The 23,064-nt window shown below is 65.9% G+C and carries 19 protein-coding genes, 2 tRNA genes, 3 rRNA genes and 1 other RNA gene; 10 read left to right on the forward strand and 15 right to left on the reverse strand.

All coding sequences use genetic code 11. The annotated features are described in order from the left end of the window. Positions 1–42 precede the first annotated feature (42 nt). Both mpl and LYSCAS_RS08580 read left to right on the forward strand, forming a co-directional pair. The gene (mpl, locus tag LYSCAS_RS08575) at positions 43–1,368 is read left to right on the forward strand and encodes a UDP-N-acetylmuramate:L-alanyl-gamma-D-glutamyl-meso-diaminopimelate ligase (RefSeq protein WP_213437726.1); all 1,326 of its coding nucleotides are present in this window, start codon (positions 43–45) and stop codon (positions 1,366–1,368) included. Between the two features lie 13 nt (positions 1,369–1,381). Beyond that, positions 1,382–1,966 (forward strand): LON peptidase substrate-binding domain-containing protein, encoded by a 585-nt coding sequence (locus LYSCAS_RS08580; protein WP_213433500.1) that lies wholly within the window; start codon positions 1,382–1,384, stop codon positions 1,964–1,966. A gap of 4 nt (positions 1,967–1,970) precedes the next feature. On the opposite strand, the gene LYSCAS_RS08585 is transcribed toward LYSCAS_RS08580, so the two are convergent. Then, a complete protein-coding gene (locus LYSCAS_RS08585; protein ID WP_213433501.1) occupies positions 1,971–3,953 on the reverse strand; it encodes a bifunctional DedA family/phosphatase PAP2 family protein in 1,983 nt (660 codons plus the stop codon). A gap of 41 nt (positions 3,954–3,994) precedes the next feature. Here LYSCAS_RS08585 and LYSCAS_RS08590 point away from each other — a divergent pair, with 41 nt between their 5' ends. Then, positions 3,995–4,810, forward strand: a complete 816-nt coding sequence (locus LYSCAS_RS08590) for an SDR family oxidoreductase (RefSeq protein WP_213433502.1) — start codon at positions 3,995–3,997, stop codon at positions 4,808–4,810. Positions 4,811–4,819: 9 nt separating this feature from the next. After that, positions 4,820–5,239, forward strand: coding sequence for a VOC family protein (locus LYSCAS_RS08595; protein WP_213433503.1), 420 nt, complete (start codon positions 4,820–4,822; stop codon positions 5,237–5,239). A gap of 4 nt (positions 5,240–5,243) precedes the next feature. On the opposite strand, the gene LYSCAS_RS08600 is transcribed toward LYSCAS_RS08595, so the two are convergent. From LYSCAS_RS08600 to thiE, 3 genes are read right to left on the reverse strand one after another with little or no spacing between them, the layout of a single operon-like run. Next, positions 5,244–5,855, reverse strand: a complete 612-nt coding sequence (locus LYSCAS_RS08600; protein ID WP_213433504.1) for an HAD-IA family hydrolase — start codon at positions 5,853–5,855, stop codon at positions 5,244–5,246. After that, a complete protein-coding gene (hemL, locus tag LYSCAS_RS08605) occupies positions 5,852–7,135 on the reverse strand; it encodes a glutamate-1-semialdehyde 2,1-aminomutase (protein ID WP_213433505.1) in 1,284 nt (427 codons plus the stop codon). Before hemL ends, LYSCAS_RS08600 begins: the two co-directional genes overlap by 4 nt. Beyond that, on the reverse strand, positions 7,135–7,773 hold the full coding sequence (gene thiE, locus LYSCAS_RS08610) for a thiamine phosphate synthase (protein ID WP_213433506.1): 639 nt from the start codon (positions 7,771–7,773) through the stop codon (positions 7,135–7,137). Before thiE ends, hemL begins: the two co-directional genes overlap by 1 nt. Before the next feature lie 82 nt (positions 7,774–7,855). On the opposite strand from thiE, the gene LYSCAS_RS08615 reads away from it, so the two are divergent. Beyond that, positions 7,856–8,044, forward strand: coding sequence for a rubredoxin (locus LYSCAS_RS08615; RefSeq protein WP_213433507.1), 189 nt, complete (start codon positions 7,856–7,858; stop codon positions 8,042–8,044). A 16-nt stretch (positions 8,045–8,060) separates the two neighbouring features. On the opposite strand, the gene LYSCAS_RS08620 is transcribed toward LYSCAS_RS08615, so the two are convergent. After that, complete coding sequence (locus LYSCAS_RS08620) at positions 8,061–8,906, reverse strand: SirB1 family protein (protein WP_213433508.1); 846 nt, start codon at positions 8,904–8,906, stop codon at positions 8,061–8,063. 47 nt (positions 8,907–8,953) lie between these two features. Beyond that, complete coding sequence (locus tag LYSCAS_RS08625) at positions 8,954–9,397, reverse strand: DUF192 domain-containing protein (RefSeq protein ID WP_213433509.1); 444 nt, start codon at positions 9,395–9,397, stop codon at positions 8,954–8,956. Positions 9,398–9,865: 468 nt separating this feature from the next. On the opposite strand from LYSCAS_RS08625, the gene LYSCAS_RS08630 reads away from it, so the two are divergent. From LYSCAS_RS08630 to rrf, 5 genes are all read left to right on the forward strand, one after another. After that, a 16S ribosomal RNA gene (locus LYSCAS_RS08630) occupies positions 9,866–11,410 on the forward strand. A gap of 73 nt (positions 11,411–11,483) precedes the next feature. After that, positions 11,484–11,559, forward strand: a tRNA-Ala gene (locus LYSCAS_RS08635). A 22-nt stretch (positions 11,560–11,581) separates the two neighbouring features. Next, positions 11,582–11,658: transfer RNA gene (locus tag LYSCAS_RS08640), tRNA-Ile, on the forward strand. Positions 11,659–11,876: 218 nt separating this feature from the next. Next, positions 11,877–14,755, forward strand: a 23S ribosomal RNA gene (locus LYSCAS_RS08645). Between the two features lie 158 nt (positions 14,756–14,913). After that, positions 14,914–15,026 (forward strand): 5S ribosomal RNA (gene rrf, locus LYSCAS_RS08650). Together the 16S, 23S and 5S rRNA genes with 2 tRNA genes alongside form the textbook arrangement of a ribosomal RNA operon. 133 nt (positions 15,027–15,159) lie before the next feature. On the opposite strand, the gene LYSCAS_RS08655 is transcribed toward rrf, so the two are convergent. The 9 genes from LYSCAS_RS08655 to LYSCAS_RS08695 all read right to left on the reverse strand — a co-directional run bounded on the left by LYSCAS_RS08655 (position 15,160) and on the right by LYSCAS_RS08695 (position 23,041). Further along, complete coding sequence (locus tag LYSCAS_RS08655) at positions 15,160–18,276, reverse strand: error-prone DNA polymerase (RefSeq protein ID WP_213433510.1); 3,117 nt, start codon at positions 18,274–18,276, stop codon at positions 15,160–15,162. Continuing rightward, entirely contained in the window at positions 18,273–19,679 is a 1,407-nt protein-coding gene (locus tag LYSCAS_RS08660; protein ID WP_213433511.1) for a Y-family DNA polymerase, read from the reverse strand. Before LYSCAS_RS08660 ends, LYSCAS_RS08655 begins: the two co-directional genes overlap by 4 nt. A gap of 9 nt (positions 19,680–19,688) precedes the next feature. Next, complete coding sequence (gene imuA / locus LYSCAS_RS08665; RefSeq protein WP_213433512.1) at positions 19,689–20,318, reverse strand: translesion DNA synthesis-associated protein ImuA; 630 nt, start codon at positions 20,316–20,318, stop codon at positions 19,689–19,691. 145 nt (positions 20,319–20,463) lie between these two features. Next, positions 20,464–21,111, reverse strand: a complete 648-nt coding sequence (gene rpiA / locus LYSCAS_RS08670) for a ribose-5-phosphate isomerase RpiA (RefSeq protein ID WP_213433517.1) — start codon at positions 21,109–21,111, stop codon at positions 20,464–20,466. Continuing rightward, positions 21,108–21,584, reverse strand: a complete 477-nt coding sequence (locus LYSCAS_RS08675; RefSeq protein ID WP_213433519.1) for an EVE domain-containing protein — start codon at positions 21,582–21,584, stop codon at positions 21,108–21,110. The genes rpiA and LYSCAS_RS08675 overlap by 4 nt, the downstream gene beginning before the upstream one ends. A gap of 1 nt (position 21,585) precedes the next feature. Further along, positions 21,586–22,182 carry a 5-formyltetrahydrofolate cyclo-ligase gene (locus LYSCAS_RS08680; protein ID WP_213433521.1) on the reverse strand — a complete coding sequence of 199 codons (597 nt, stop codon included), beginning with the start codon at positions 22,180–22,182 and terminating at the stop codon, positions 21,586–21,588. A 9-nt stretch (positions 22,183–22,191) separates the two neighbouring features. Then, positions 22,192–22,375: non-coding RNA, 6S RNA (gene ssrS / locus LYSCAS_RS08685), on the reverse strand. Positions 22,376–22,514: 139 nt separating this feature from the next. Next, positions 22,515–22,823 carry a cell division protein ZapA gene (locus LYSCAS_RS08690; protein WP_213433523.1) on the reverse strand — a complete coding sequence of 103 codons (309 nt, stop codon included), beginning with the start codon at positions 22,821–22,823 and terminating at the stop codon, positions 22,515–22,517. Beyond that, on the reverse strand, positions 22,820–23,041 hold the full coding sequence (locus LYSCAS_RS08695; protein WP_213433525.1) for a TIGR02449 family protein: 222 nt from the start codon (positions 23,039–23,041) through the stop codon (positions 22,820–22,822). Before LYSCAS_RS08695 ends, LYSCAS_RS08690 begins: the two co-directional genes overlap by 4 nt. Positions 23,042–23,064 lie beyond the last annotated feature (23 nt).

The following is a 23,064-nucleotide window of genomic DNA, read 5'->3' on the forward strand; positions in this document are numbered from 1 at the left end:
AAGGCCATCAAACTGCACGTGCTCGGCATCGCCGGCACCTTCATGGGCGGCGTCGCTGCGCTCGCGCGCGAACTCGGGCACGAAGTGGAAGGCAGCGACCAGGCCGTGTATCCGCCGATGTCGACGCAGCTGGAACAGCTCGGCATCGCGCTGCGCCAGGGCTACGACCCCGCCAACATTTCGCCCGACTGCGACGAGATCGTCGTCGGCAATGCGTTGTCGCGCGGCAACGCGGCGGTGGAGCAGGTGCTCGACGACGGCCGGCGTTACACGTCCGGCGCGCAGTGGCTCAGCGAATACGTGCTGCCGGGCCGCGAGACGATCGCGGTGGCAGGCACGCACGGCAAGACAACGACCACGACCATCCTCACCTGGCTGCTCGAATCGGCCGGGCGTTCGCCGGGCTTCTTGATCGGCGGCGTGGCGGAGGACTTCGGCGTGTCGGCGCGCATCGGCACGGGCCGCGAATTCGTGGTGGAAGCCGACGAATACGACACGGCGTTCTTCGACAAGCGTTCGAAGTTCGTGCACTACCGGCCGACGGTCGCGATCCTCAACAATCTCGAATACGACCACGCGGACATCTTCCCCGACGTGGCCGCGATCCAGCGCCAGTTCCACCATCTCGTCCGCACCGTGCCGCGGCGCGGGCGCCTGATCGTCAACGGCGAAGACAAGTACCTCGCCGAAGTGCTGGCGATGGGCTGCTGGACGCCGGTGGAAACCTTCGGCCTCGATGGCACGTTCGACTGGACCGCGCGCTTGCTCGCCGACGATGGCAGTGCGTTCGCCGTCGTGCACCGCGGGCGCGAAATCGGTGAAGTGCACTGGCCGCTGCTCGGGCGCCACAACGTAATGAACGCGCTGGCGTCGCTGGCCGCGGTGCAGGCGGTGGGCGTGGAGGCGTCCACGGTGCTGGCCTCGTTGCAGGCCTTCCGCAGCGTCAAGCGCCGCCTCGAAGTGATCGGCGATGCGGACGGCGTGCGGATCTACGACGACTTCGCGCACCACCCCACCGCAATCGCGACCACGCTCGCGGGTTTGCGCGCACGCGTGGGCGATGCGCGCATCGTGGTGGCGATGGAGCCGCGCAGCAATTCGATGCGGCTGGGTGCGCATTCGGATGCCTTGGCGCCGTCGCTGGATGGCGCGGATGTCGTCGTGTTCCTGCATCGCCCCGAGCTTGCGTGGGATGCGGGCAAGGTCGTCGGCGCGCTGCGCGGCGAAGGCGTGACCGCGCCGGATGCGGATGCGTTGCTCGCCGCGCTGGCGGAACGCGTGCGTCCCGGGGACCACGTGGTGTTCATGTCGAACGGGGGCTTCGACGGCGCGCCGCGCCGTTTCCTGGCCGCGCGCCAGGGCCGCTGAGCCGCGACCGCCCATGCTGCGCGAAGCGCCGCTGACGCTCGGATTGTTCCCGCTGCACAGCGTGTTGCTGCCGGGCGCGACGCTGTCGCTGCGCGTGTTCGAACGCCGTTACCTGGATTTGGTGAGCGAATGCATGCGCGAATCGCGCGGCTGCGGCGTGTGCCTGATCCTGATCGGCGACGAAGTGGGCATGCCCGCAACGCCGGCGAAGTACGGCACGCACGCGCGCATCGAAGATTTCACCACCGGCACCGACGGCCTGCTGCACCTGCGCATCCGCGGCGGGCGGCGGTTCCGCGTGGCCACCACGCACGTGCGCGACAACGGCCTGCTGCTCGCCGACGTGGACTGGTGCGAGTACGACCCGGACGACGAACTGCGCCCGGAACACGCAACGCTCGGCATCGTGCTGCAGCACATGCTCGACCAGGTGGGCGGCGAACACGCGAAGGCGCCGCCGGCGCGCTTCGACGAAGCCTCGTGGGTGGGCTGGCGCCTAGCCGAACTGTTGCCGCTGCAGGAATCGCAACGCCAGGCCCTGCTGCAACTCGACGATCCGCATGCGCGGCTCGATCGCATGCTGCACTGGATCGACTGACGCCTCAGCGTTCGCGCACGCGCAGGACGTTGCGTGCGGTGTCCGGATGCGGCGCTTCGGCCTGCGTCCATCCCGCGAGGTCCTGCCGCAGGCGCGCATGCGCGAGGCCATCGTCGGGCAACGGCCGCCACAACGACGCAACGCGCATCGCCGAACCGTGGCGCAGGCGTTGCGTGGTGCCGATCCACAATGGCGGGCCTGCACGGAACTGCTGCGGCGCCAGCCACAGGCGCAGGGCGATTGCATCCTGCGGTCCGGTATCGCGCAGCAACAGCAGCGATTCGGGGCGGCCTTCGAGCGTGGCGGGCAGCACGGGATGGTGCGAAGGCGGGCGATCGTCGTCGAGCAACGAAAGCGTGGCGACCCAGCCGGCCTGCGGCTGCACGCGCCAGCCCTTCGCCGCGAGTTGCCGTTGCAACGCGGCGACGCTGCCGGCGTATTGCAGGTCGAGGTCCCAACGCGGCGTGGCGTCGCGCGCGCTGGCGATGGTTTCGTTGCGCTGCGCGGGGAGGCGCGTCCATTCGTTCGACCACCACGGGTCGAGGTCGAGCGTGCGGGCGGGCGCGGCGGGCGCGTAGCGCGCAAGGGTGATCTCGATGCTGCGCGGCGCGTGCCACAACGCGGCGATCGCGAATACGCCGTAGAAGCCGAGTGCGATCGGCCGCATCCAGAACGATCGCGCCACGTGGCGGCGGTACGCAATGCCGAGCACCAGCAGCCACACGATGCCGAACAGCGCGCCGCCGAGCACGTCGCTCAGCCAGTGCGCGCCTAGGTAGAGCTCGGAGAAGCCGAGCAGCGTGACGATGGCGCCGCCCACGAGATACGGCCAGGCACGATCGCGGCCCGGCAGTTCGCGCGCGATGAGCACGGCGAAGAAGCCGAAGGTGATGGTGGCCATCGTGACCTCGAGCGACGGCACGCCGAACGACGCAGCGTGCGCGGGCAGCAACGCGCGCAGGCCCCCGGTCAGCGCGAACCCGAACGCGAGCGCGGCCAGCCAGTGCGCGGCGGCGACGAAACGACGACGCCAGGCGAGCCACAACAACACTGCGATCGCTGCCGGCCCGAGCACCGAGGGATCGCCGAGCGTCGCGAGCGCCGCCATCAATCGATCGGCGAGCGGATTGCGCAACGCCGCCATCGCATCGCGCACGCTGTGGTCGAGCAGCAACGGACCGCCGCGCGTCCACAGCACCGCGAGCAGCGCGAACCACGCCCACGCGATCAGGAACAGGCACGCGGCGAGCATCAGCAGCGAGGCGGATTCCGGCCGGTTGGGATCGATGAGCGCCCCGGCATAGCGGCCCAGGCGCGGATGCGCGCGCGTCCAGCGCAGCGCGCTGGCGAGCAGGCGATCGGCGTGGCCGGCGAACCAGCGCCACGTGTACAGCACGACGGACCACGCCAAAGCGACCGCGATGGCGAGCGCGCACAGCACCAGCGCGAGACGGTCGGCGACCGCGGCCACCGCGTCGTAGGACTTGCCGAAGAGCCAGCCCGGCCCGAGGAACGCCACGGCCCACGCGAACGCCGCGAACAGGCTGACCGGCACGTAGCGGCGCAGCGGCATGCCGAGCATGCCGGCGATGGCGGGCACGAAGGGACGCACCGCGCCGACGAAGCGCGCGATCACCAGGCCCGAACTGCCGTGGCGGCGGAACACGCGTTCGCCGCGGTCGAGCAATTGCGGATAGCGGCGGAACGGCCAGTGCCCGCGCATCGTCGGGCCCCAGCGGTGGCCGATCCAGTAACTCAGCGCATCGCCCGCGAAGGCGCCCGCGGCCGTGCAGGCCACCGCGTACGGGCCATCGATGTGCCCGAGGCCGATGAGGACGCCCACCGCGAACAGCAGCGGCAGCGCGGGCACGATGATGCCGACGACCGCGAGGGCATCGCAAAAGGCGATGAGGAGGATCAGTCCGCCGGCCGCGCGCGGGTGCGCAGTGATCCAGGCGAGGGTCCCGTCGAACCAGGCGGTCGGCATTGCGCGATTATAGGGACCGGCATGACGGAGGATCGCGCGCCATGGGCACGCTTTCGGGAAAGACGCTGTTCATCACCGGTGCGTCGCGAGGGATCGGGCTGGCGATCGCGAAACGCGCCGCCGCCGATGGCGCGAACATCGCCATCGCCGCGAAGTCCGCGGTCGCCAATCCGCGGTTGCCCGGGACCATCCATACCGCGGCGGCGGAAGTGGAAGCCGCGGGCGGTCGCGCACTGGCGTTGCGCTGCGACATCCGCGAGGAGGACGAGGTGAACGCGGCGGTCGCCGCCACGGTGGATGCCTTCGGCGGCATCGACATCCTGGTGAACAACGCGAGCGCCATCTGGCTGCGCGGTGCGCTGGACACGCCGATGAAGCGCTACGACCTGATGCAGGACGTGAACGCGCGCGGCAGCTTCCTGTGCGCGCAGGCCTGCCTGCCGCACCTGTTGCGCGCGCCGAACCCGCACATCCTCGCGCTCGCGCCGCCGCCGAGCCTCGACCCGCGCTGGTGGGGCCCGCACACGGCGTACACGCTGGCGAAGATGGGCATGAGCTTCGTGACGCTGGGGCTGGCGGCGGAGTTCGGGCCGCAGGGCGTGGCGGTGAATGCGCTGTGGCCGCGCACGATCATCGCGACGGATGCGCTCAACATGATCCCGGGCATCGACATCGCGCGCTGCCGCAAGCCGGCGATCGTCGCCGATGCGGCGCAAGCTGCCCTGGTGCGCGACGCGGCGGGTTTCCACGGGCAGTTCCTGCTCGACGAGGACGTGCTGCGCGACGCCGGCATCACCGATTTTTCAGGCTATGCGATGGATCCTGCGCAATCGCCGCTGCCCGACCTGTTCCTCTGAGGGTTCGAGATGAAATACCTCCACACGATGATCCGCGTGCGCGACCTCGATGCGACGTTGCGCTTCTTCTGCGACGGGCTGGGGCTGCGCGAGACGCGACGGATGGACAACGAATCGGGCAAGTACACGCTCGTGTTCCTGGCCGCCGATGAGACGCCCGACGCGGAGATCGAACTCACGCACAACTGGGGCTCGGAGGAGGATTACGGGAGCGCGCGCAATTTCGGGCACCTGGCGTTCCGCGTGGAGGACATCTACGCGACGTGCGCGCGGCTGCAATCGATGGGTTATCTCATCAGCCGCCCGCCGCGCGACGGGCACATGGCGTTCGTACGGTCGCCGGATTTGATCTCGGTCGAGTTGCTGCAGGCCGGGCATTTGCCGCCGCAGGAACCGTGGGCGTCGATGCCGAATACCGGCGTCTGGTGACGCGTCAGGCGAGCGCGTAGCGGGCGAGGATCGCGTCGAATTCGCCGGCGCGCGCGACGTGTTCGGCGAGCAGGCCCGCGGCGCGTGCGCCTTCGACGTTGTCGTGGTTGTCGTCGAGGAACAGGGCGGCGTGCGGGGCGTGGCCGAGGTGTGCGACGACCTTGCGGAAGACTTCCGGTGCAGGTTTCGCGAGGTGTAATGCGCCGCTGCCGAAGATGCGGTCGGGCTGGAACAGCGATGCCAGCGCGTGCGGTAGCGCGTCGATGACGAGCGGGCCGTTGTTCGTGAGGATCGCGATGTCGCAGCGGGTGGCGAGGGTCGCGACGCGCGCGCAGGTCTCGGGCGTGCAATCCATCGATGCGGCGCGTGCGGCATGCCACGCGGCGGGATCGACGGGGTGGTCGAGCGCTTCGCCGAGTGCGGCCAGGTACTGCGCGGTGTCGATCTCGCCGGCGTCGTAGCGCGCTTCGAGGCCGCTTTCGAACAGCGCCGCGTACACACGATCGGGATCGCGGCCGAGTGCGGCGCCGAGGTGCTCCATGCGACGGCGGCGGTCGTAGGCGACCAGCACGCCGTCGAGGTCGAACAGCACCAGCGACGGCGCGGCGTGCGTCACAGCGTGGCGAAGGCGGCGCGCGCGGCGGCGATGGTCGCGGCGATTTCCGCGTCGCCATGCGCGCTCGACATGAAGCCGGCTTCGAACGCAGACGGCGCCAGGTACACGCCGCGCTCGAGCATCGCGTGGAAGAAGCGATTGAACGCGGCGGTGTCGCACGCGACGGCCTGCGCGTACGTGTCCACCTGTTCGGCGCTGAAGAACATGCCGAACATGCCGCCGACGCGCGTGGTGGTGAACGGGATGTTCGCGTCGCGCGCGGCGGCTTCGAGGCCATCGCACAGCGCGTGCGTCTTCGCTTCGAGCGCGTCGTGAAACCCCGGCGCCTGGATGAGGGCGAGCATCTTCAGGCCCGCCGCCATCGCGACCGGATTGCCGCTGAGCGTGCCGGCCTGGTAGATCGGGCCGCTCGGTGCGATTTGTTTCATCAGGTCCGCACGGCCGCCGTACGCACCGACGGGCATGCCGCCGCCGATGATCTTGCCGAAGGTGCTCAGGTCCGGCGTCACGCCGTAACGCGCCTGCGCGCCACCCAACGCGACGCGGAAGCCGGTCATCACTTCGTCGAAGATCAGCAACGCGCCGTACTGCGTGCAGAGCGTGCGCAGGTGTTGCAGGTAACCATCGCGCGGCGGCAGGCAGTTGGCGTTGCCGACGACGGGTTCGATGATCAGGCCCGCGATGTCGTGCCCGCATTCGTCGAACAACGCGGTCGCTGCATCGAAATCGTTGTAGGGCAGCGTGAGCGTGAGGTCGGCGAGCGCTTTCGGCACGCCGGGCGAGGTGGGCACGCCGAACGTGAGCGCGCCGCTGCCGGCCTTCACCAGGAAGCTGTCGCCGTGGCCGTGGTAGCAGCCTTCGAATTTCACGATGCGCGCGCGGCCCGTCGCGCCGCGCGCCAGGCGGATCGCCGACAGCGTGGCTTCGGTGCCGGAGTTCACCATGCGCACCATTTCGCAGCTCGGGATGAGCGCGGTGATGGCTTCGGCCATCGTGACTTCGAGCGGATTGGGCGTGCCGAAGCTGAGGCCGTCGCGCGCGGTGTCGATGACGGCGGCGAGCACGTCGGGATGGTTGTGGCCGACGATCATCGGGCCCCAGGAACCGACGTAATCGATGTAGCGGTTGCCGTCGGCGTCGACCAGGTACGCGCCTTCGGCGCGCTGCGTGAAGAACGGTTCGCCGCCGACGGACTTGAACGCGCGCACGGGCGAGTTCACGCCGCCGGGCATCAGCTGCTGCGCGCGATGGAACAGGGATTGCGAACGGCGGGTATCCATCACGACTCCGGGATTTCGAAAAGCGCCTGGCAGGCGCGTGCGGCGGCAAGGGGATCGGGCGCGTCGAACACGCCGCTGACGACGGCGATGAGGTCCGCGCCGGCATCGACGAGCGGGCGCGCATTGTCGGGCGTGATGCCGCCGATCGCCACCCGCGGCAGGCCGAGCGGGGCGGCGTCGCGCAAAAGCGACAAGGAAGCGCGGCGCGCATTCGGCTTCGTCGTGGACGGGAAGAAGGCCCCGAAGGCGATGTAATCGGCGCCCGCGGCGGCCGCCTGGCGGGCGCGATCGAGCGTGTCGTAGCAGGAGACGCCGATGATGGCGTCGTCGCCGACCAGTGCGCGGGCCGCTGCGAGGCTGCCGTCGTGTTCACCCAGGTGCACGCCCGCGCCCAGGTCCGCGGCGAGGCGCGCGTCGTCGTTCACGATGAAAGGCACGCCGGCGGCGCGGCACGCATCGGCGAGCGCCGTCGCTTGCGCGCGACGCAACGCGGCATCGGCCTGCTTGTTGCGGTACTGCAGGCAGGCGCACGCAGGCAGCAGCGGTTGCACGCGGGCAAGCAGGGCATCACGGTCGGGATCGTCGGGCGTGACGAGATAGAGCCCGCGTTCAAGGGCAAGGCGTGGCGCGCGCGGCATGCGAATTCCTGGTGGCGCTTGGTGTTGGCGGCCCGGCGGTGGGACAATGCCCACCTTCGCCCGCCACGCATTCTAGAGTCCGATGACCGAAGCCGTCGCCACCGCTTACCGCACCTGGATGTGCGTCGTCTGCGGCTTCATCTACGACGAAGCGCAGGGCTTGCCGGAAGAAGGCATCGCGCCGGGCACGCGCTGGGAAGACGTCCCGGATACGTGGACCTGCCCGGATTGCGGCGTGACCAAGGACGATTTCGAGATGATGGTGGTCTGAGCCACCACGCGGCGCGTCAGCTCGGCCTGGACGCGCAACTGCTGAGTTCGACGAGGCGTTCGCGCAACGGACCGCTGTCCTGCGCATCGGGATTGAGCTGCAGGTAGCGCGCAAGGTCTGCGCGGGCGCCCTGCTTGTAGCCGAGTTTCAGGTACGCCAGGCCGCGGTCGCGCAGCGCATCGCCGTTGTCCGGCGACAGGCGCAGGATGCGATCGGCGCTGCGCGAGGCGCGCTCCCAGTCGTCGCGTTCGGAATACACGCCATGCAGGTTGCGCAGCACGCGCATCAGGATCGCGCGGTGGCTGGCGGGGTTGAGGATCTGGAACAACGCACGGTCGTCGGGCGCTTCGCCGTTGAGGTGCGGGCGCGCGCGCTGGCGCAGTTCGTCTTCGTCGAGCGGCCGTCCGCGGTTGAACGGATCCATCACCAGCACGCCGTCGTCGACCGGCAGGCGCACCAGGAAATGGCCGGGAAACGACACGCCATCGAGCGGCACGCCCAGGCGCCGCGCGACTTCGATCTGCACCAGCGCCAGCGAAATCGGGTTGCCGCGGCGGCGTTCGAAGACTTCGTTGATGTAGCTGTTGCGCGGGTCGTAGTAATGCTCGCTGTCGCCCGCGTAGCCGAGTTCGTCGAACAGGTGGCGGTTGATCGCGGCCATTTTCTGCGGCCAGGGTTCGACCTGGTCGACTTGCTCGCGCAGGTGGTCGGCGTGCGCCTGCACCGTGGCGTCGTATTGCGCGGCGTCGAGCTGCGGATATTCATCGCGCGCGATCAGCAGGGCGGTGGCGAGCAGCGGCAGCGTTGCGTCGTCGGTTGCGGCGAGCTGGCCCCACTCGGGAAGCGCGAATCGGTCGTGCATGCGTCAAGCCTGCAACCGCGTGCGGGGCGTTGGCAAGTCCGGCGCGGTCAGGGCTGCGTGACGCCGGGCCCGAATTGCAGTTCTGCACCGTCCTGCAGGTTGAGGCTCGCGGCTTGCCCGGCGTTGAGTTCGAGCACGTAGCGGGCGGGCGCGTTGCTGGCGTAGGGCGGGCAACGGTCGCCGAGCGAACACGGCGGCACGTCGCGCTGCTGGGTGACCAGCTTGTGCTTGTCGTCGAAGTAGAGGATGTCGAGCGGGATGCGCGTGTTCTTCATCCAGTACGCCTGCGGTTCCTCGCGTTCGTGGATGAAGAGCATGCCGTGCGATTCATCCATGGAATCGCGGAACATCAGGCCGCGTGCGCGCTCTTCGTCGTTGTCCGCGATCTCCACCGAATAGCGGTGGCCCGCCAGTTCCACCCACGGGCCTCGCGTGCCGGCACAGGCGGTGAGGGCGAGGGAGCAGGCGAAGAGGGTGGCGGTCAGGCGCATGCGGGCGGGTCTCGGTCCGGGGCCACAGACATTCGGGGAGCGGCCGTTGCGGCGTCAAGCGTTCGGACGTGCACGGACCCCCTTCCCAAGCCCATCGGTGGCGGGCACAATGCGCGCCCCTTCGAACGGGTCCGGCGGTTCGCGGTCCCGGGGCTCCGAAAAAACCTCGTCACGAGGTGTTGACGTACCGGAGAAGGGCTGTATGATGTGCGGCTCGCTCAGGCACTTAGGTGCCGGGCACGGAACGCGGCGCTGAGGCCGGTTCCGATGATCTTTGACAGTGTGCGCAGGTGACTTGTGCGGGCGTCTGGCGGGTGGAAAGTTGTCCATCTTGCAGACGTTCGTAACAGAGCAACAAGTCAATTCAAATGGCAAACAAGCAATTGTGAGCCAGCGAGTGATTTCTGCCTGGAGCGAAGTCTGCACTCAAAGCATAGGCGAAGGTCTTCGGACCGGAGTCGCAATACTTAAGTGAAGAGTTTGATCCTGGCTCAGAGTGAACGCTGGCGGCAGGCCTAACACATGCAAGTCGAACGGCAGCACAGCAGTAGCAATACTGTGGGTGGCGAGTGGCGGACGGGTGAGGAATACATGGGAATCTGCCCTGTCGTGGGGGATAACGTAGGGAAACTTACGCTAATACCGCATACGACCGGAAGGTGAAAGCGGCGGACCGCAAGGCGTCGCGCGACTGGATGAGCCCATGTCGGATTAGCTAGTTGGCGGGGTAAAGGCCCACCAAGGCGACGATCCGTAGCTGGTCTGAGAGGATGATCAGCCACACTGGAACTGAGACACGGTCCAGACTCCTACGGGAGGCAGCAGTGGGGAATATTGGACAATGGGCGCAAGCCTGATCCAGCCATGCCGCGTGAGTGAAGAAGGCCTTCGGGTTGTAAAGCTCTTTTGTCCGGAAAGAAAAGCTCTCGGTTAATACCCGGGGGTTCTGACGGTACCGGAAGAATAAGCACCGGCTAACTTCGTGCCAGCAGCCGCGGTAATACGAAGGGTGCAAGCGTTACTCGGAATTACTGGGCGTAAAGCGTGCGTAGGTGGTTCGTTAAGTCTGATGTGAAAGCCCTGGGCTCAACCTGGGAATGGCATTGGATACTGGCGATCTAGAGTGCGGTAGAGGGCAGTGGAATTCCCGGTGTAGCAGTGAAATGCGTAGAGATCGGGAGGAACATCTGTGGCGAAGGCGACTGCCTGGACCAGCACTGACACTGAGGCACGAAAGCGTGGGGAGCAAACAGGATTAGATACCCTGGTAGTCCACGCCCTAAACGATGCGAACTGGATGTTGGGTGCAACTAGGCACTCAGTATCGAAGCTAACGCGTTAAGTTCGCCGCCTGGGGAGTACGGTCGCAAGACTGAAACTCAAAGGAATTGACGGGGGCCCGCACAAGCGGTGGAGTATGTGGTTTAATTCGATGCAACGCGAAGAACCTTACCTGGCCTTGACATCCACGGAACTTTCCAGAGATGGATTGGTGCCTTCGGGAACCGTGAGACAGGTGCTGCATGGCTGTCGTCAGCTCGTGTCGTGAGATGTTGGGTTAAGTCCCGCAACGAGCGCAACCCTTGTCCCTAGTTGCCAGCACGTAATGGTGGGAACTCTAGGGAGACCGCCGGTGACAAACCGGAGGAAGGTGGGGATGACGTCAAGTCATCATGGCCCTTACGGCCAGGGCTACACACGTACTACAATGGAAAGGACAGAGGGCTGCAATCCCGCGAGGGTGAGCCAATCCCAGAAACCTTTTCTCAGTCCGGATTGGAGTCTGCAACTCGACTCCATGAAGTCGGAATCGCTAGTAATCGCAGATCAGCATTGCTGCGGTGAATACGTTCCCGGGCCTTGTACACACCGCCCGTCACACCATGGGAGTTTGTTGCACCAGAAGCAGGTAGCTTAACCTTCGGGAGGGCGCTTGCCACGGTGTGGCCGATGACTGGGGTGAAGTCGTAACAAGGTAGCCGTATCGGAAGGTGCGGCTGGATCACCTCCTTTAGAGACAAAAAGACAGCGCATTGCCTGTCAGGCGTCCGCACAAGTGACCTGCATTCAGAGCGTCCCGACCATCGGGGCCATAGCTCAGCTGGGAGAGCACCTGCTTTGCAAGCAGGGGGTCGTCGGTTCGATCCCGACTGGCTCCACCACCTCTACCTGGCTCGACTTTTTGGGTCTGTAGCTCAGGTGGTTAGAGCGCACCCCTGATAAGGGTGAGGCCGGTGGTTCGAGTCCTCCCAGACCCACCAACTCTGAATGTTTACTGCGCACACGAAGATCTGAAACGCGGACGGCGCTGAAGCCGGCCGCGTGTTCTTTGACAAATTGGATGTAGCGAGCGTTTTGAGACGAATGTCCATGACGTGTCGTAGAGGCTAAGGCGAGGTGCGAGAGCACCTTTATTGAAGTGTGATAGTCGTAATGTTCGCATGCGACGTATCGGCCCCGAGGCGACTTGGGGTGATATGGTCAAGCGAATAAGCGCACACGGTGGATGCCTTGGCGGTCAGAGGCGATGAAGGACGTGGCAGCCTGCGAAAAGTGTCGGGGAGCTGGCAACAAGCTTTGATCCGGCAATGTCCGAATGGGGAAACCCACCCGCAAGGGTATTGCATGGTGAATACATAGCCATGCAAGGCGAACCCGGGGAACTGAAATATCTAAGTACCCGGAGGAAAAGAAATCAACCGAGATTCCCTGAGTAGCGACGAGCGAACGGGGACTAGCCCAAAAGTCCGTACGGTTTTAGCAAAACACCTTGGGAAGGGTGGCCGTAGATGGTGACAGCCCAGTATGCGAAAGGGCCGTACGGATGAAATTGAGTAGGGCGGGGCACGTGAAACCCTGTCTGAACATGGGGGGACCATCCTCCAAGGCTAAATACTCCTGACCGACCGATAGTGAACCAGTACCGTGAGGGAAAGGCGAAAAGAACCCTGGTGAAGGGAGTGAAATAGATCCTGAAACCGTGTGCGTACAAGCAGTCGGAGCCCCTTCGTGGGGTGACGGCGTACCTTTTGTATAATGGGTCAGCGACTTACTGTTTGTGGCGAGCTTAACCGTATAGGGGAGGCGAAGGGAAACCGAGTCTGATAAGGGCGCATAGTCGCAGGCAGTAGACCCGAAACCGGGTGATCTAGTCATGCCCAGGGTGAAGGTTGAGTAACATCAACTGGAGGCCCGAACCCACTCCCGTTGCAAAGGTAGGGGATGAGGTGTGATTAGGAGTGAAAAGCTAATCGAACCCGGAGATAGCTGGTTCTCCTCGAAAGCTATTTAGGTAGCGCCTCGGACGAATACTGCTGGGGGTAGAGCACTGTTATGGCTAGGGGGTCATTGCGACTTACCAAACCATTGCAAACTCCGAATACCAGTACGTACTATCCGGGAGACACACGGCGGGTGCTAACGTTCGTCGTGAAAAGGGAAACAACCCAGACCCACAGCTAAGGTCCCAAATTTATCGCTCAGTGGTGAACGATGTGGAAAGGCACAGACAGCCAGGAGGTTGGCTTAGAAGCAGCCACCCTTTAAAGAAAGCGTAATAGCTCACTGGTCGAGTCGGTCTGCGCGGAAGATTTAACGGGGCTAAGCGATAAACCGAAGCTTGGGGTGCACGAGCAATCGTGCGCGGTAGAGGAGCGTTCCGTAAGCCGATGAAGGTGGATTGAGAAGTCTGCTGGAGGTATCGGAAGTGCGAATGCTGACATGAGTAACGATAATGGGGGTGAAAAGCCCCCACGCCGAAAGCCCAAGGTTTCCTTGCGCAACGTTCATCGGCGCAGGGTGAGTCGGCCCCTAAGGCGAGGCAGAAATGCGTAGTCGATGGAAAGCTGGTTAATATTCCAGCACCTCGCGTCAGTGCGATGGGGGGACGGAGAAGGGTAGGTGTACCGGGCGTTGGTTGTCCCGGGGAAAGCAGGTAGGCGGATCCTCTTGGCAAATCCGGAGGGTCATTACGCCGAGCAGCGAGACCAGGCCATTAGGCCGAAGTCACTGATCCCACGCTTCCAGGAAAAGCCCCTAAGCTTCAGCTGACGCAGACCGTACCGTAAACCGACACAGGTGGGCAGGATGAGAATTCTCAGGCGCTTGAGAGAACTCGGGTGAAGGAACTAGGCAACATGGCACCGTAACTTCGGGAGAAGGTGCACCGCTTCTGGTGGCCCATGCGGGCTATAGCTGGGAGCGGTCGCAGAAACCAGGCCGCTGCGACTGTTTATCAAAAACACAGCACTCTGCAAACACGAAAGTGGACGTATAGGGTGTGACGCCTGCCCGGTGCTGGAAGGTTAATTGATGGGGTCAGCCGCAAGGCGAAGCTCTTGATCGAAGCCCCAGTAAACGGCGGCCGTAACTATAACGGTCCTAAGGTAGCGAAATTCCTTGTCGGGTAAGTTCCGACCTGCACGAATGGCGTAACGACAGCGGCGCTGTCTCCACCCGAGACTCAGTGAAATTGAAATCGCTGTGAAGATGCAGCGTTCCCGCGGCAAGACGGAAAGACCCCGTGAACCTTTACTACAGCTTTACACTGAACGTTGAGTTCGTCTGTGTAGGATAGGTGGGAGCCTGTGAAACCGAGGCGCTAGCTTCGGTGGAGGCAACCTTGAAATACCACCCTGATGTGCTTGACGTTCTAACCTGGGCCCGTGATCCGGGTCGGGGACCGTGTATGGTGGGTAGTTTGACTGGGGCGGTCTCCTCCCAAAGAGTAACGGAGGAGCACGAAGGTACGCTCAGCGCGGTCGGACATCGCGCACTGTGTGCAAAGGCATAAGCGTGCTTGACTGCAAGAGCGACGGCTCAAGCAGGTACGAAAGTAGGTCTTAGTGATCCGGTGGTTCTGTATGGAAGGGCCATCGCTCAACGGATAAAAGGTACTCCGGGGATAACAGGCTGATACCGCCCAAGAGTTCATATCGACGGCGGTGTTTGGCACCTCGATGTCGGCTCATCACATCCTGGGGCTGTAGTCGGTCCCAAGGGTATGGCTGTTCGCCATTTAAAGTGGTACGCGAGCTGGGTTCAGAACGTCGTGAGACAGTTCGGTCCCTATCTGTCGTGGGCGTTGGAGATTTGAGAGGGGCTGCTCCTAGTACGAGAGGACCGGAGTGGACGAACCCCTGGTGTTCCGGTTGTCACGCCAGTGGCATTGCCGGGTAGCTACGTTCGGAAGCGATAACCGCTGAAAGCATCTAAGCGGGAAGCGCGCCTCAAGATGAGATCTCCCGGGACACAAGTCCCCTGAAGGAACCATCAAGACCAGGTGGTTGATAGGCAGGGTGTGTAAGCGGAGCAATCCGTTGAGCTAACCTGTACTAATGATCCGTGTGGCTTGACCATATCACCTCAAGTGGCCTTATCCTCGACAACACGTCGCAGGCATTCGTCCTCATCGCATCCCACAAGGATGCAAACTGCTCGCTACATCCACCCCTTGAGAGCGTGAGCGCGATCAATCCGTCCACAAGACCGGTTGAACCGCGACCCTCCACCCTCTCCCTGGTGACAATAGCGCTGTGGCACCACCCGATCCCATTCCGAACTCGGAAGTGAAACGCAGCCGCGCCGATGGTAGTGTGCATCCGCATGCAAGAGTAGGTCATCGCCAGGGCCTTACACCAAACCCCGCCGGGTCTCCCGGCGGGGTTTTTCTTTGCGCGGTGGAAAGTGCAGTGGGGTTTGTTTCGCACGTCCTGCAAGTTAGTGCTTGTCCGCGCGAGCAGGTAAGTTTCGGCAGTCGGGAGTCATCGAAAATCCCGCGACCCCGCCACCAGCGGCCCCAGCAATCCCGAAAGATTGGTCAACCGCCTGGCGATCAGGTGCTGCACCCCGTCCTGCGATTCCAGCTTTCCTTCCACCGCCAGCAGCCGCGACTCCAGCAACGGCCGCCGCTGTTCGTCCGCGATCTGTCGCCACACGACGACATTCACCAGCCCGTCCTCGTCCTCGAGCGTCAGGAAGGTCACCCCGCTGGCCGTCTGCGGCCGCTGCCGCAGCGTGACCAGGCCCGCGAACGCCACCTCGCGCCCCTGCGGCATCGCCCGCAACTCCGAAGACCGCCGATACCGCCGCGCCCGCAACCGCGATCGCAGCAACTGCAGCGGATGCCGCCCGAGCGTCAGCCCGGTCATCGCGTAATCGATGCGGACTTCTTCCTCCGCCGTCGCCATTGGCAAGGCGATCTGCCGCTCCGCCGTCGCCCCCACTGCATCGAACAACGGCCGCTGCGCTTCCACGCCCGCCGCCGCCCATCGCGCCTTGTGCCGATGCCCGGCGAGTGCGCGCAACGCCCCGGCATCCGCGAGCAACCCCCGCACGCGCGGATCGAGTTCCGCACGCACGCAAAGATCGGTCACGTCGATGAACGCCGATCGCGCACGCGCCGCCGAAATCCGCGTCGCATCCGCCTCCCGGAATCCATCCACCATCCGCAGCCCCAACCGGACCGCCGGCTGCTTGCCGTCGCCGATCGGTTCCAGCGTGCAATCCCATTCGCTGTAACGCACATCCACCGGCCGCACGACCACGCCATGCCGCCGCACGTCCTGCACGATCTGCGATGGCGCATAGAACCCCATCGGCTGCGAATTGATGAGCGCTGCCGCGAACGCCGCCGGCTCGTGGCACTTCAGCCAGCTGCTCGCGTACGCGATCAACGCGAAGCTCGCCGCGTGCGACTCGGGAAACCCGTAGCTGCCGAAGCCCTTGATCTGCTCGAAGATCTGCTCGGCGAACGCCGACGTATAGCCGTTGCCCAGCATCCCCTCGATGATCTTCTGCCGATGGTGTTCCATCCCGCCGTAGCGCTTCCACGCCGCCATCGAACGTCGCAACTGATCCGCCTCGCCCGGCGTGTAATCCGCCGCGACGATCGCCAGTTGCATCACCTGCTCCTGGAACAACGGCACGCCGAGCGTGCGCTTGAATACTTCGCGCAGCGCTTCCGACGGATACCTCACCGGCTCCTCGCCGTTCCGCCGCCGCAGGTACGGATGCACCATGTCGCCCTGGATCGGGCCAGGCCGCACGATCGCGACCTGCACCACGAGGTCGTAGAACACGCGCGGCTTCAGCCGCGGCAACATCGCCATCTGCGCGCGCGATTCGATCTGGAACGTGCCGACCGTATCCGCCTTGCGGATCATCGCGTACGTCGCATCGTCGCGCGGCGGAATATCGTCGAGCCCGATGTCGCGCCGCCCGCTCGCGCGCAACAGGTCGAACGTCTTGTGCACGCACGTCAGCATGCCGAGCGCCAGGCAATCGACCTTCAGCAGCTTCAGCACGTCCAGGTCGTCCTTGTCCCACTGGATCACCGTGCGATCGTCCATCGCCGCGTTCTCCACCGGCACCAGCGTCGACAGCGGATGTTCGGAGATCACGAACCCGCCCGGATGCTGCGACAGGTGCCGCGGGAACCCGAGCAATTCATCCGCCAGCGCCAGCACGCGCCGCAGCAGCGGCGACTCCGGATCGAACCCGTGTTCCCGCAGATGCTGCGGCATCGGGATGTCGCTGCTCCAGCGCTCCATCGTCTTGGCCAGCTCGTCCACTTGGTCCGGCGGCAAGCCGAGCACGCGCGCCACGTCGCGCACCGCGCTGCGGCCGCGATAGCGGATCACCACCGCCGCCAGCGCCGCGCGACTGCGCCCGTAACGCTCGAACACGTACTGCAGCACTTCCTCGCGCCGCTCATGCTCGAAGTCGACATCGATGTCCGGCGGCTCCTTGCGTTCCTCCGACACGAAGCGCTCGAACAGCATCTCCATCTGTCCCGGCTGCAGCTCGGTGATGCCCAGCGCGTAGCACACCGCCGAATTCGCAGCGGATCCACGCCCCTGGCACAGGATGTCGCGACTGCGCGCGAAGCGCACGATGTCGTGCACCGTGAGGAAGTACGACTCGTATCCCAGCCGGCCGATGATCCTGAGTTCCTTCTCGATCAACTCCCGCGCCTTGCTGCGTTCCTTCTCGCCCGATTGCGCCTTCGCCCAACGCGCATGGATGCCGAGCTCCACCAGCTCGCGCAACCAGTCCGCCGGCGTGCGGCCTTCCGGCACCAGTTCGCGCGGGTATTCGTACGCGATCTGCCGCAACCCGAACGTGCAACGCGCCGCGATCGCGACCGACTCGGCCAGCAATTCCACGGGGTAGATCGACTGCAATGCCTGCCGCGTGCGCAGGTGCCGCTCGCCGTTCGGAAACAACGCGCGTCCCGCCTCGGCCAGCGTCTTGCGCAACCGGATCGCCGTCATCGTGTCCTGCAACGCGCGTCGCTTGCGCACGTGCATGTGCACGTCGCCGCACGCCACCGCCGGCATCCCCGCGTGCTGCGCCAGCGCCAGCAGGTGCCGCAACCGGGCCGCATCATCGGGCCCGCGATGCAATTGCACCGCCACCCACGCCCGGTCGGGAAACCGCGCCCGCACCCACGCTGCATCGGACAGATCCGCGCCGGCTTCCGACACCGCCCCGCGCGGCACCCACAACGCCAGCACCCCGTCGAGCGCGCGATCGAAATCCTCGCGCAGCAGGCGATACGTGCCCTTGCCCGCGCGTCGCCGCGCCATCGTGATCAATTCGCACAACGCGCGATAGCCCGCCTGCGTTTCGACCAGCAACACCAGCTTCGGCCCGTCCTCGATCGCCATCTCGCTGCCGACGATCAACGGCAGTTCCGTCGCCTCCGAGGCTTCCAGCGCCCGCACGATCCCCGCCAGCGAACACTCGTCGGTTATCGCCAGCGCTGCGTAACCCTGCTGCTTCGCGCGGTCGAACAACTCCTGCGCACTCGACGCCCCGCGCTGGAAACTGAAGTTCGACAGGCAATGCAGTTCCGCGTAGGCAGGCAGGCGGCTCATGCGAACCACCCGTGCAGCATGAAGTGCGCCGGCGACGGATCGCCCGCGATCCCGTACGCCCAAGCGCGCTGGCCCAGCGACGTCTCCACCACGTAGTAGTCGCGACGAATATCGCCGCCATCCCACCAGCCACTCTCGATGCGTTCCGGCCCCGCGAGCACCTGCACCGCGTGGTCGCGCAACGGAATCGCATGCGCGAGCAACCAGCCCGGCCGCGGCCGCGCATCGGACGTGGCACGCCCCGCCATCGCGATGCGTTCCGGCCGGTGTTCCGGCGAATGCCCGATGCCATGCACCGCGTCGTCGCCCAGCCGCGCACGCAGGCGTTCGCGCAATTGCGGCCACGGCACGTCCTGCTGCGCACGCGTTTCGAACAGGTCCAGCGCCGCGGGCACGAACGGCGGCAGCTCGCGCGCCACCAGCTGGAACCCGCGCACCGGCGCCGGCAAGCGCGCCTGTTCCAGGCGACCGCGCCCCAGCTCGAACAACATCGCCGCATCGCGCTGCGGCGTGAGCAAGCCCACCTCCACTTCGCTGTGCGCGCAGCGCTCGTGTTCCAGCACCAGCGTGAAGCGCTGCACACCGCCATCGCGCCCGGCGAGGAACGCCGTCAGGTCCTGTGCCAGCCGCCGCAGCGGGAACAGCAACGCCTGGCTCGATTCCACCTCGCTGTCGAACTCGATGCGTCCTTCGAAATGCTCCGGCGGCCGATAACACGCCAACGGCGCCGGCGCATCGCCGCGCACCGTGTCCAGGTACGCCAGCACGTGTGCCGGAAATCGCCGCGCCAATGCATCGCGCGGCAACGCGAACACCTGCCGCAACGTGCGCAACCCCATCCGCGACAACGCGAACGCCACCGGTTGCGGCAACCCGCTGCGTTCCAGCGGCAACTGTCCCAGCGCCGTATTCAATGCGTGCTCGTCGACCGCGAGCCCGTCGTGCACGTTCGCCAATGCACGCGCCGCATGCGGATTGGGCGCCGCGACGATGCGATGCCGGAACCCGAGCGCATGCAATTCCTCGCGCATCCGCGCTTCCAGCCGCGGCCACGGCCCGAACAACTGCAGGCTATGCCCGACCTCGAGCAGCAACGCATGCGGCAGTTCGGTGCTCACCTGCGAGCTGAAGCGATACGCCCACGCCGCAAGCAACGCCCGCCAGCGTTCGACTTCGGCCGCATCGTGTTCGAACGTGCGGAAGTGCGTGCTCAACGCCTGCGCCGCGGCCAGCGATTGCCCCGGCTGCAAGCCGAGCATGCGCGCGGCCGGCGTCACCGAATGCAGCGTGCGCCGCTGCACCGGCCCTTCGACGAGCGCGATCGCCGCACCGTCGGGCGCTTCCAGGCGGCGGAGGACGCCGTCCATCGCCAATTGCGGCAGCAATATGCAAGCCCACTGCATCGCAATGCCTCATCCGTGCATCGCGTGGGCGGGGAAGGCGATCGGCGCCGGCGGCACCAGCGCGCCGCGGCACTTCAACACGCGCAGGCGATGCGGCGCGGTCTCGATCGCGATGCGCAACGGCGCCGGCGATGGATTGGCACAGGCCTGCATCGGACGGAACGCGAAGCCGGGCGTGCGCCCCGTTTCCGCAGCGACTTGCAAGCGACGCAACGCGCGATCGTCCGCCTTCTGCGGCCAGCACAACACCGCGCGGCACGCCCCCGAACGCAAGCATTGCTCGCTCGCCCACAACGCATCGCGCGGCGAGGCATCGAGCACCTGCAATGCGTCCGCGCGAATCCCCGCGGCATCCCACGCCGGTGCATACGGACGATACGGCGGCGCGACGATCGCGATCACGCCGTCGCCGCGCGCCAGTTGCGCCAACGCCGGCCACACCAGGCGCAATTCGCCCACGCCGTCGGCGGGCAACAACACTTCGCTCAACGCCGCCGCCGGCCAGCCACCGCCGGGCAACGCGGCATCCAGTGCAGCCCAGCCGGTCGGGACCGCATCGGCGGGCGCCTGCGTCGAGGGCTTCCCGCGCCACAGGCGACGCGACGCCAGCAAGCCATCGAGGGCCACGACCGCGCTCATGCGCACGGTCCCGGGCAGGCGGGCAGAAGACGGAGCAGGGCAGGGAAAGGTCGCATGGTTAGTAGCAATACTAACATCGCGACAGGAAGACGGAAGCACCCGAAAGCGCGACCCTTCCTCAGTGAATCAATGGCTTACGCAAGCCTCACAAGACCAGCGGCGGTTCCCCACCCACGATCACCACGTCCGCCGGCCGGCGCGCGAACAGCCCCACGCACACCACGCCCGGCACCTGCGAGAGGTCGCGTTCCAGGCCCAGGGGATCGACGATCGACAGCCCGTGCACGTCGAGGATCCAGTTGCCGTTGTCGGTGACCACGCCATCGCGCCACACGGGCTGGCCGCCGGTCATCGCCACGATCTCGCGCGCCACCAGGCTGCGCGCCATCGGGATCACCTCCACCGGCAGCGGGAACTTGCCCAGCACGTCCACGCGCTTGGCCGGATCCACGATGCACACGAAGCGCTTGCTCGCCTCGGCGATGATCTTTTCGCGCGTGAGCGCCGCGCCGCCGCCCTTGATCAGGCGCTTGTGCGGATCGCATTCGTCCGCGCCGTCCACGTACAACGCCAGCGACCCGGTCGCATTGAGCTCCATCACCTCGATGCCATGCGCGCGCAACCGCTGCGTGCTCTGGTCCGAACTCGACACCGCGCCCGCGATGCGATCGCGCATGCGCGCCAGGGCGTCGATGAAATACGCGACGGTGGAGCCGGTGCCGACGCCGACGATCATCCCGTCTTCGACGTAGTCGATCGCCTTCTCGGCGGCGAGGCGCTTGGCTTCGGTCATGCGCGGGGTTCCAGCTTGAGGAGGGTCTTCCACTGCGCGGCGGTCACCGGCAGCACGGACAGGCGCGTGCCGCGCTTGATGAGCGCGAACTCGTCGCCCAGCGCATCGGCATGCTGCTTGATTTCTTCCAGCGGGAGCACGCTGGCGAACTTGCGATCGAACTTCACGTCCACCAGCGACCAGCGCGGGTCTTCCCGCGTGCTCTTGGGATCGTAGTAGTCGGACTTGCGATCGAACTGCGTCGGATCCGGATACGCCTCGGTCGCTACCGTCGCCAGTCCCGCGATGCCGGGCACCGGACAACTGGAGTGGTAGAACAGCACGCCGTCGCCCGGCTTCATCTGCCGCATGTGGTTGCGCGCCTGGTAGTTGCGCACGCCGTTCCAGGGTTCGGTGCCGACGCGCGCGAGGTCGTCGATCGAGAAGCTGTCCGGTTCGGACTTCATCAGCCAGTAGCGGCGGGGCGTGGGCATGTCAGTCGGCGGGCGCTGGGTCGAAGAGGTGCGCATCGGCTTCGCTGCACAACGCATCGAGCGGCATGTCCCAGGCTTCGGGCATCACGGACTCGACCTGCTGCGCCGCGAAGGCCGCGCCCACGAGCCACGGCGGTGCGGGCTGCGTGCGGCGGAACGCGAAGCTGCGATCGTACCAGCCACCCCCCATGCCGAGGCGATGGCCGTTGGCATCGAACCCCACCAGCGGCGCGACCACGAACTGCATTGCCTCTGCAGTGAGCAGCGCGCGTTCCGCGACGTCGGGTTCCGGGATGCCGTGGCGGTTGGACACCAGCGCATCGCCCGGGCGCCACGGCCCGAAACGCAGGCGCCCGTCGTCGTGCAGCACCGGCAGGCAATACGTGCAGGATTTCGGCAGGCGCAGTTGCCACACATGCAATGCAATCTCGCCATCCATCGCCCAGTAACCGGCGACGTGGCCGGACCGTGGTGCGAAGGGGAGGGAAGACAGGCGTTCCGCCAGGCGTTCGGCGGCGGCGATGCGGGCGGGCGCGGGAATCGCGCGACGACGTGCGCGCAACTCACGCCGCATGGTGTCGCGCAGGAGGGTGCTCATCGAAAAAAAACATCCTCCGCCGTGACGATGCGCGCGAAACGACCTTGAACCCAGGGTTCAAGTGGGAACACTTGGAAACCATCGGGCTTTCCGCTCATGGCGGACCTGCACACCCGGTCTCCGCTGCATCCCCGTGGTCGTCAATAAGGGACAAGGCGAATGTTTGCGCGCGCCGTCGACACAGCAGAGGACGCGGGCGGAAGTATAGCGCTGCGACCGGAAATCGAAAGTCCGTTCGTCGGTGGAGGGATGCGTGCAGTTCAGCGTTGTGCGCGTGCGCACCGAAATCGTTGGAACGTGCACGCCGTCTCGACATGCGCCGTGCGTTGCGTTCAGGCCGCCGGCGGTTCGAACAGGTCGTCGAGGCGACGCTGCATCGCATCCACGGTGCGCGACATCTCGCGATCGCGCTTGCTGCCTTCGCTGCGCGCCGATTGCAATTCGTGCGCGAGGTTGAGCGCGGCGAGCACCGCGACGCGATCGAGCGCCGCCATGCGGTTGCCGCCGCGGATCTCGCGCATCTTCGCGTCGAGCAGTTTCGCCGCGGCCAGCAGGTCGTCGCGTTCGTCGGGCTCGCACCCCACGGTGTATTCGCGATCCAGGATGCGCACGTTGACCGGTTCGCTCGTCGCCTTGCTCACGTGTGTTGCTCCAGCGACTTCAGGCGCGTGATCATCGCTTCCACGCGCGAGCGCGCCTGTTCGTTCTTCGCCAGCAACTGCGAGCGTTCGCCCGCCAGTTGTTCCTGCTGCGCACGCAGGCTGCGGTTTTCCTCGGTCAGCCGCTGCGCGAGCGCGGCGAGCTGGTCGATGCGCGCGGCCAGGGCCTGCAGCTGGGCGAGGGTGTCGGCGGGATCCATGGGCGGAGGGTAGGCAGGGGTCC

Origin of the sequence: Noviluteimonas caseinilytica (assembly GCF_018406605.1) — a bacterium.
In the GTDB taxonomy this organism is placed as follows: domain Bacteria; phylum Pseudomonadota; class Gammaproteobacteria; order Xanthomonadales; family Xanthomonadaceae; genus Noviluteimonas; species Noviluteimonas caseinilytica.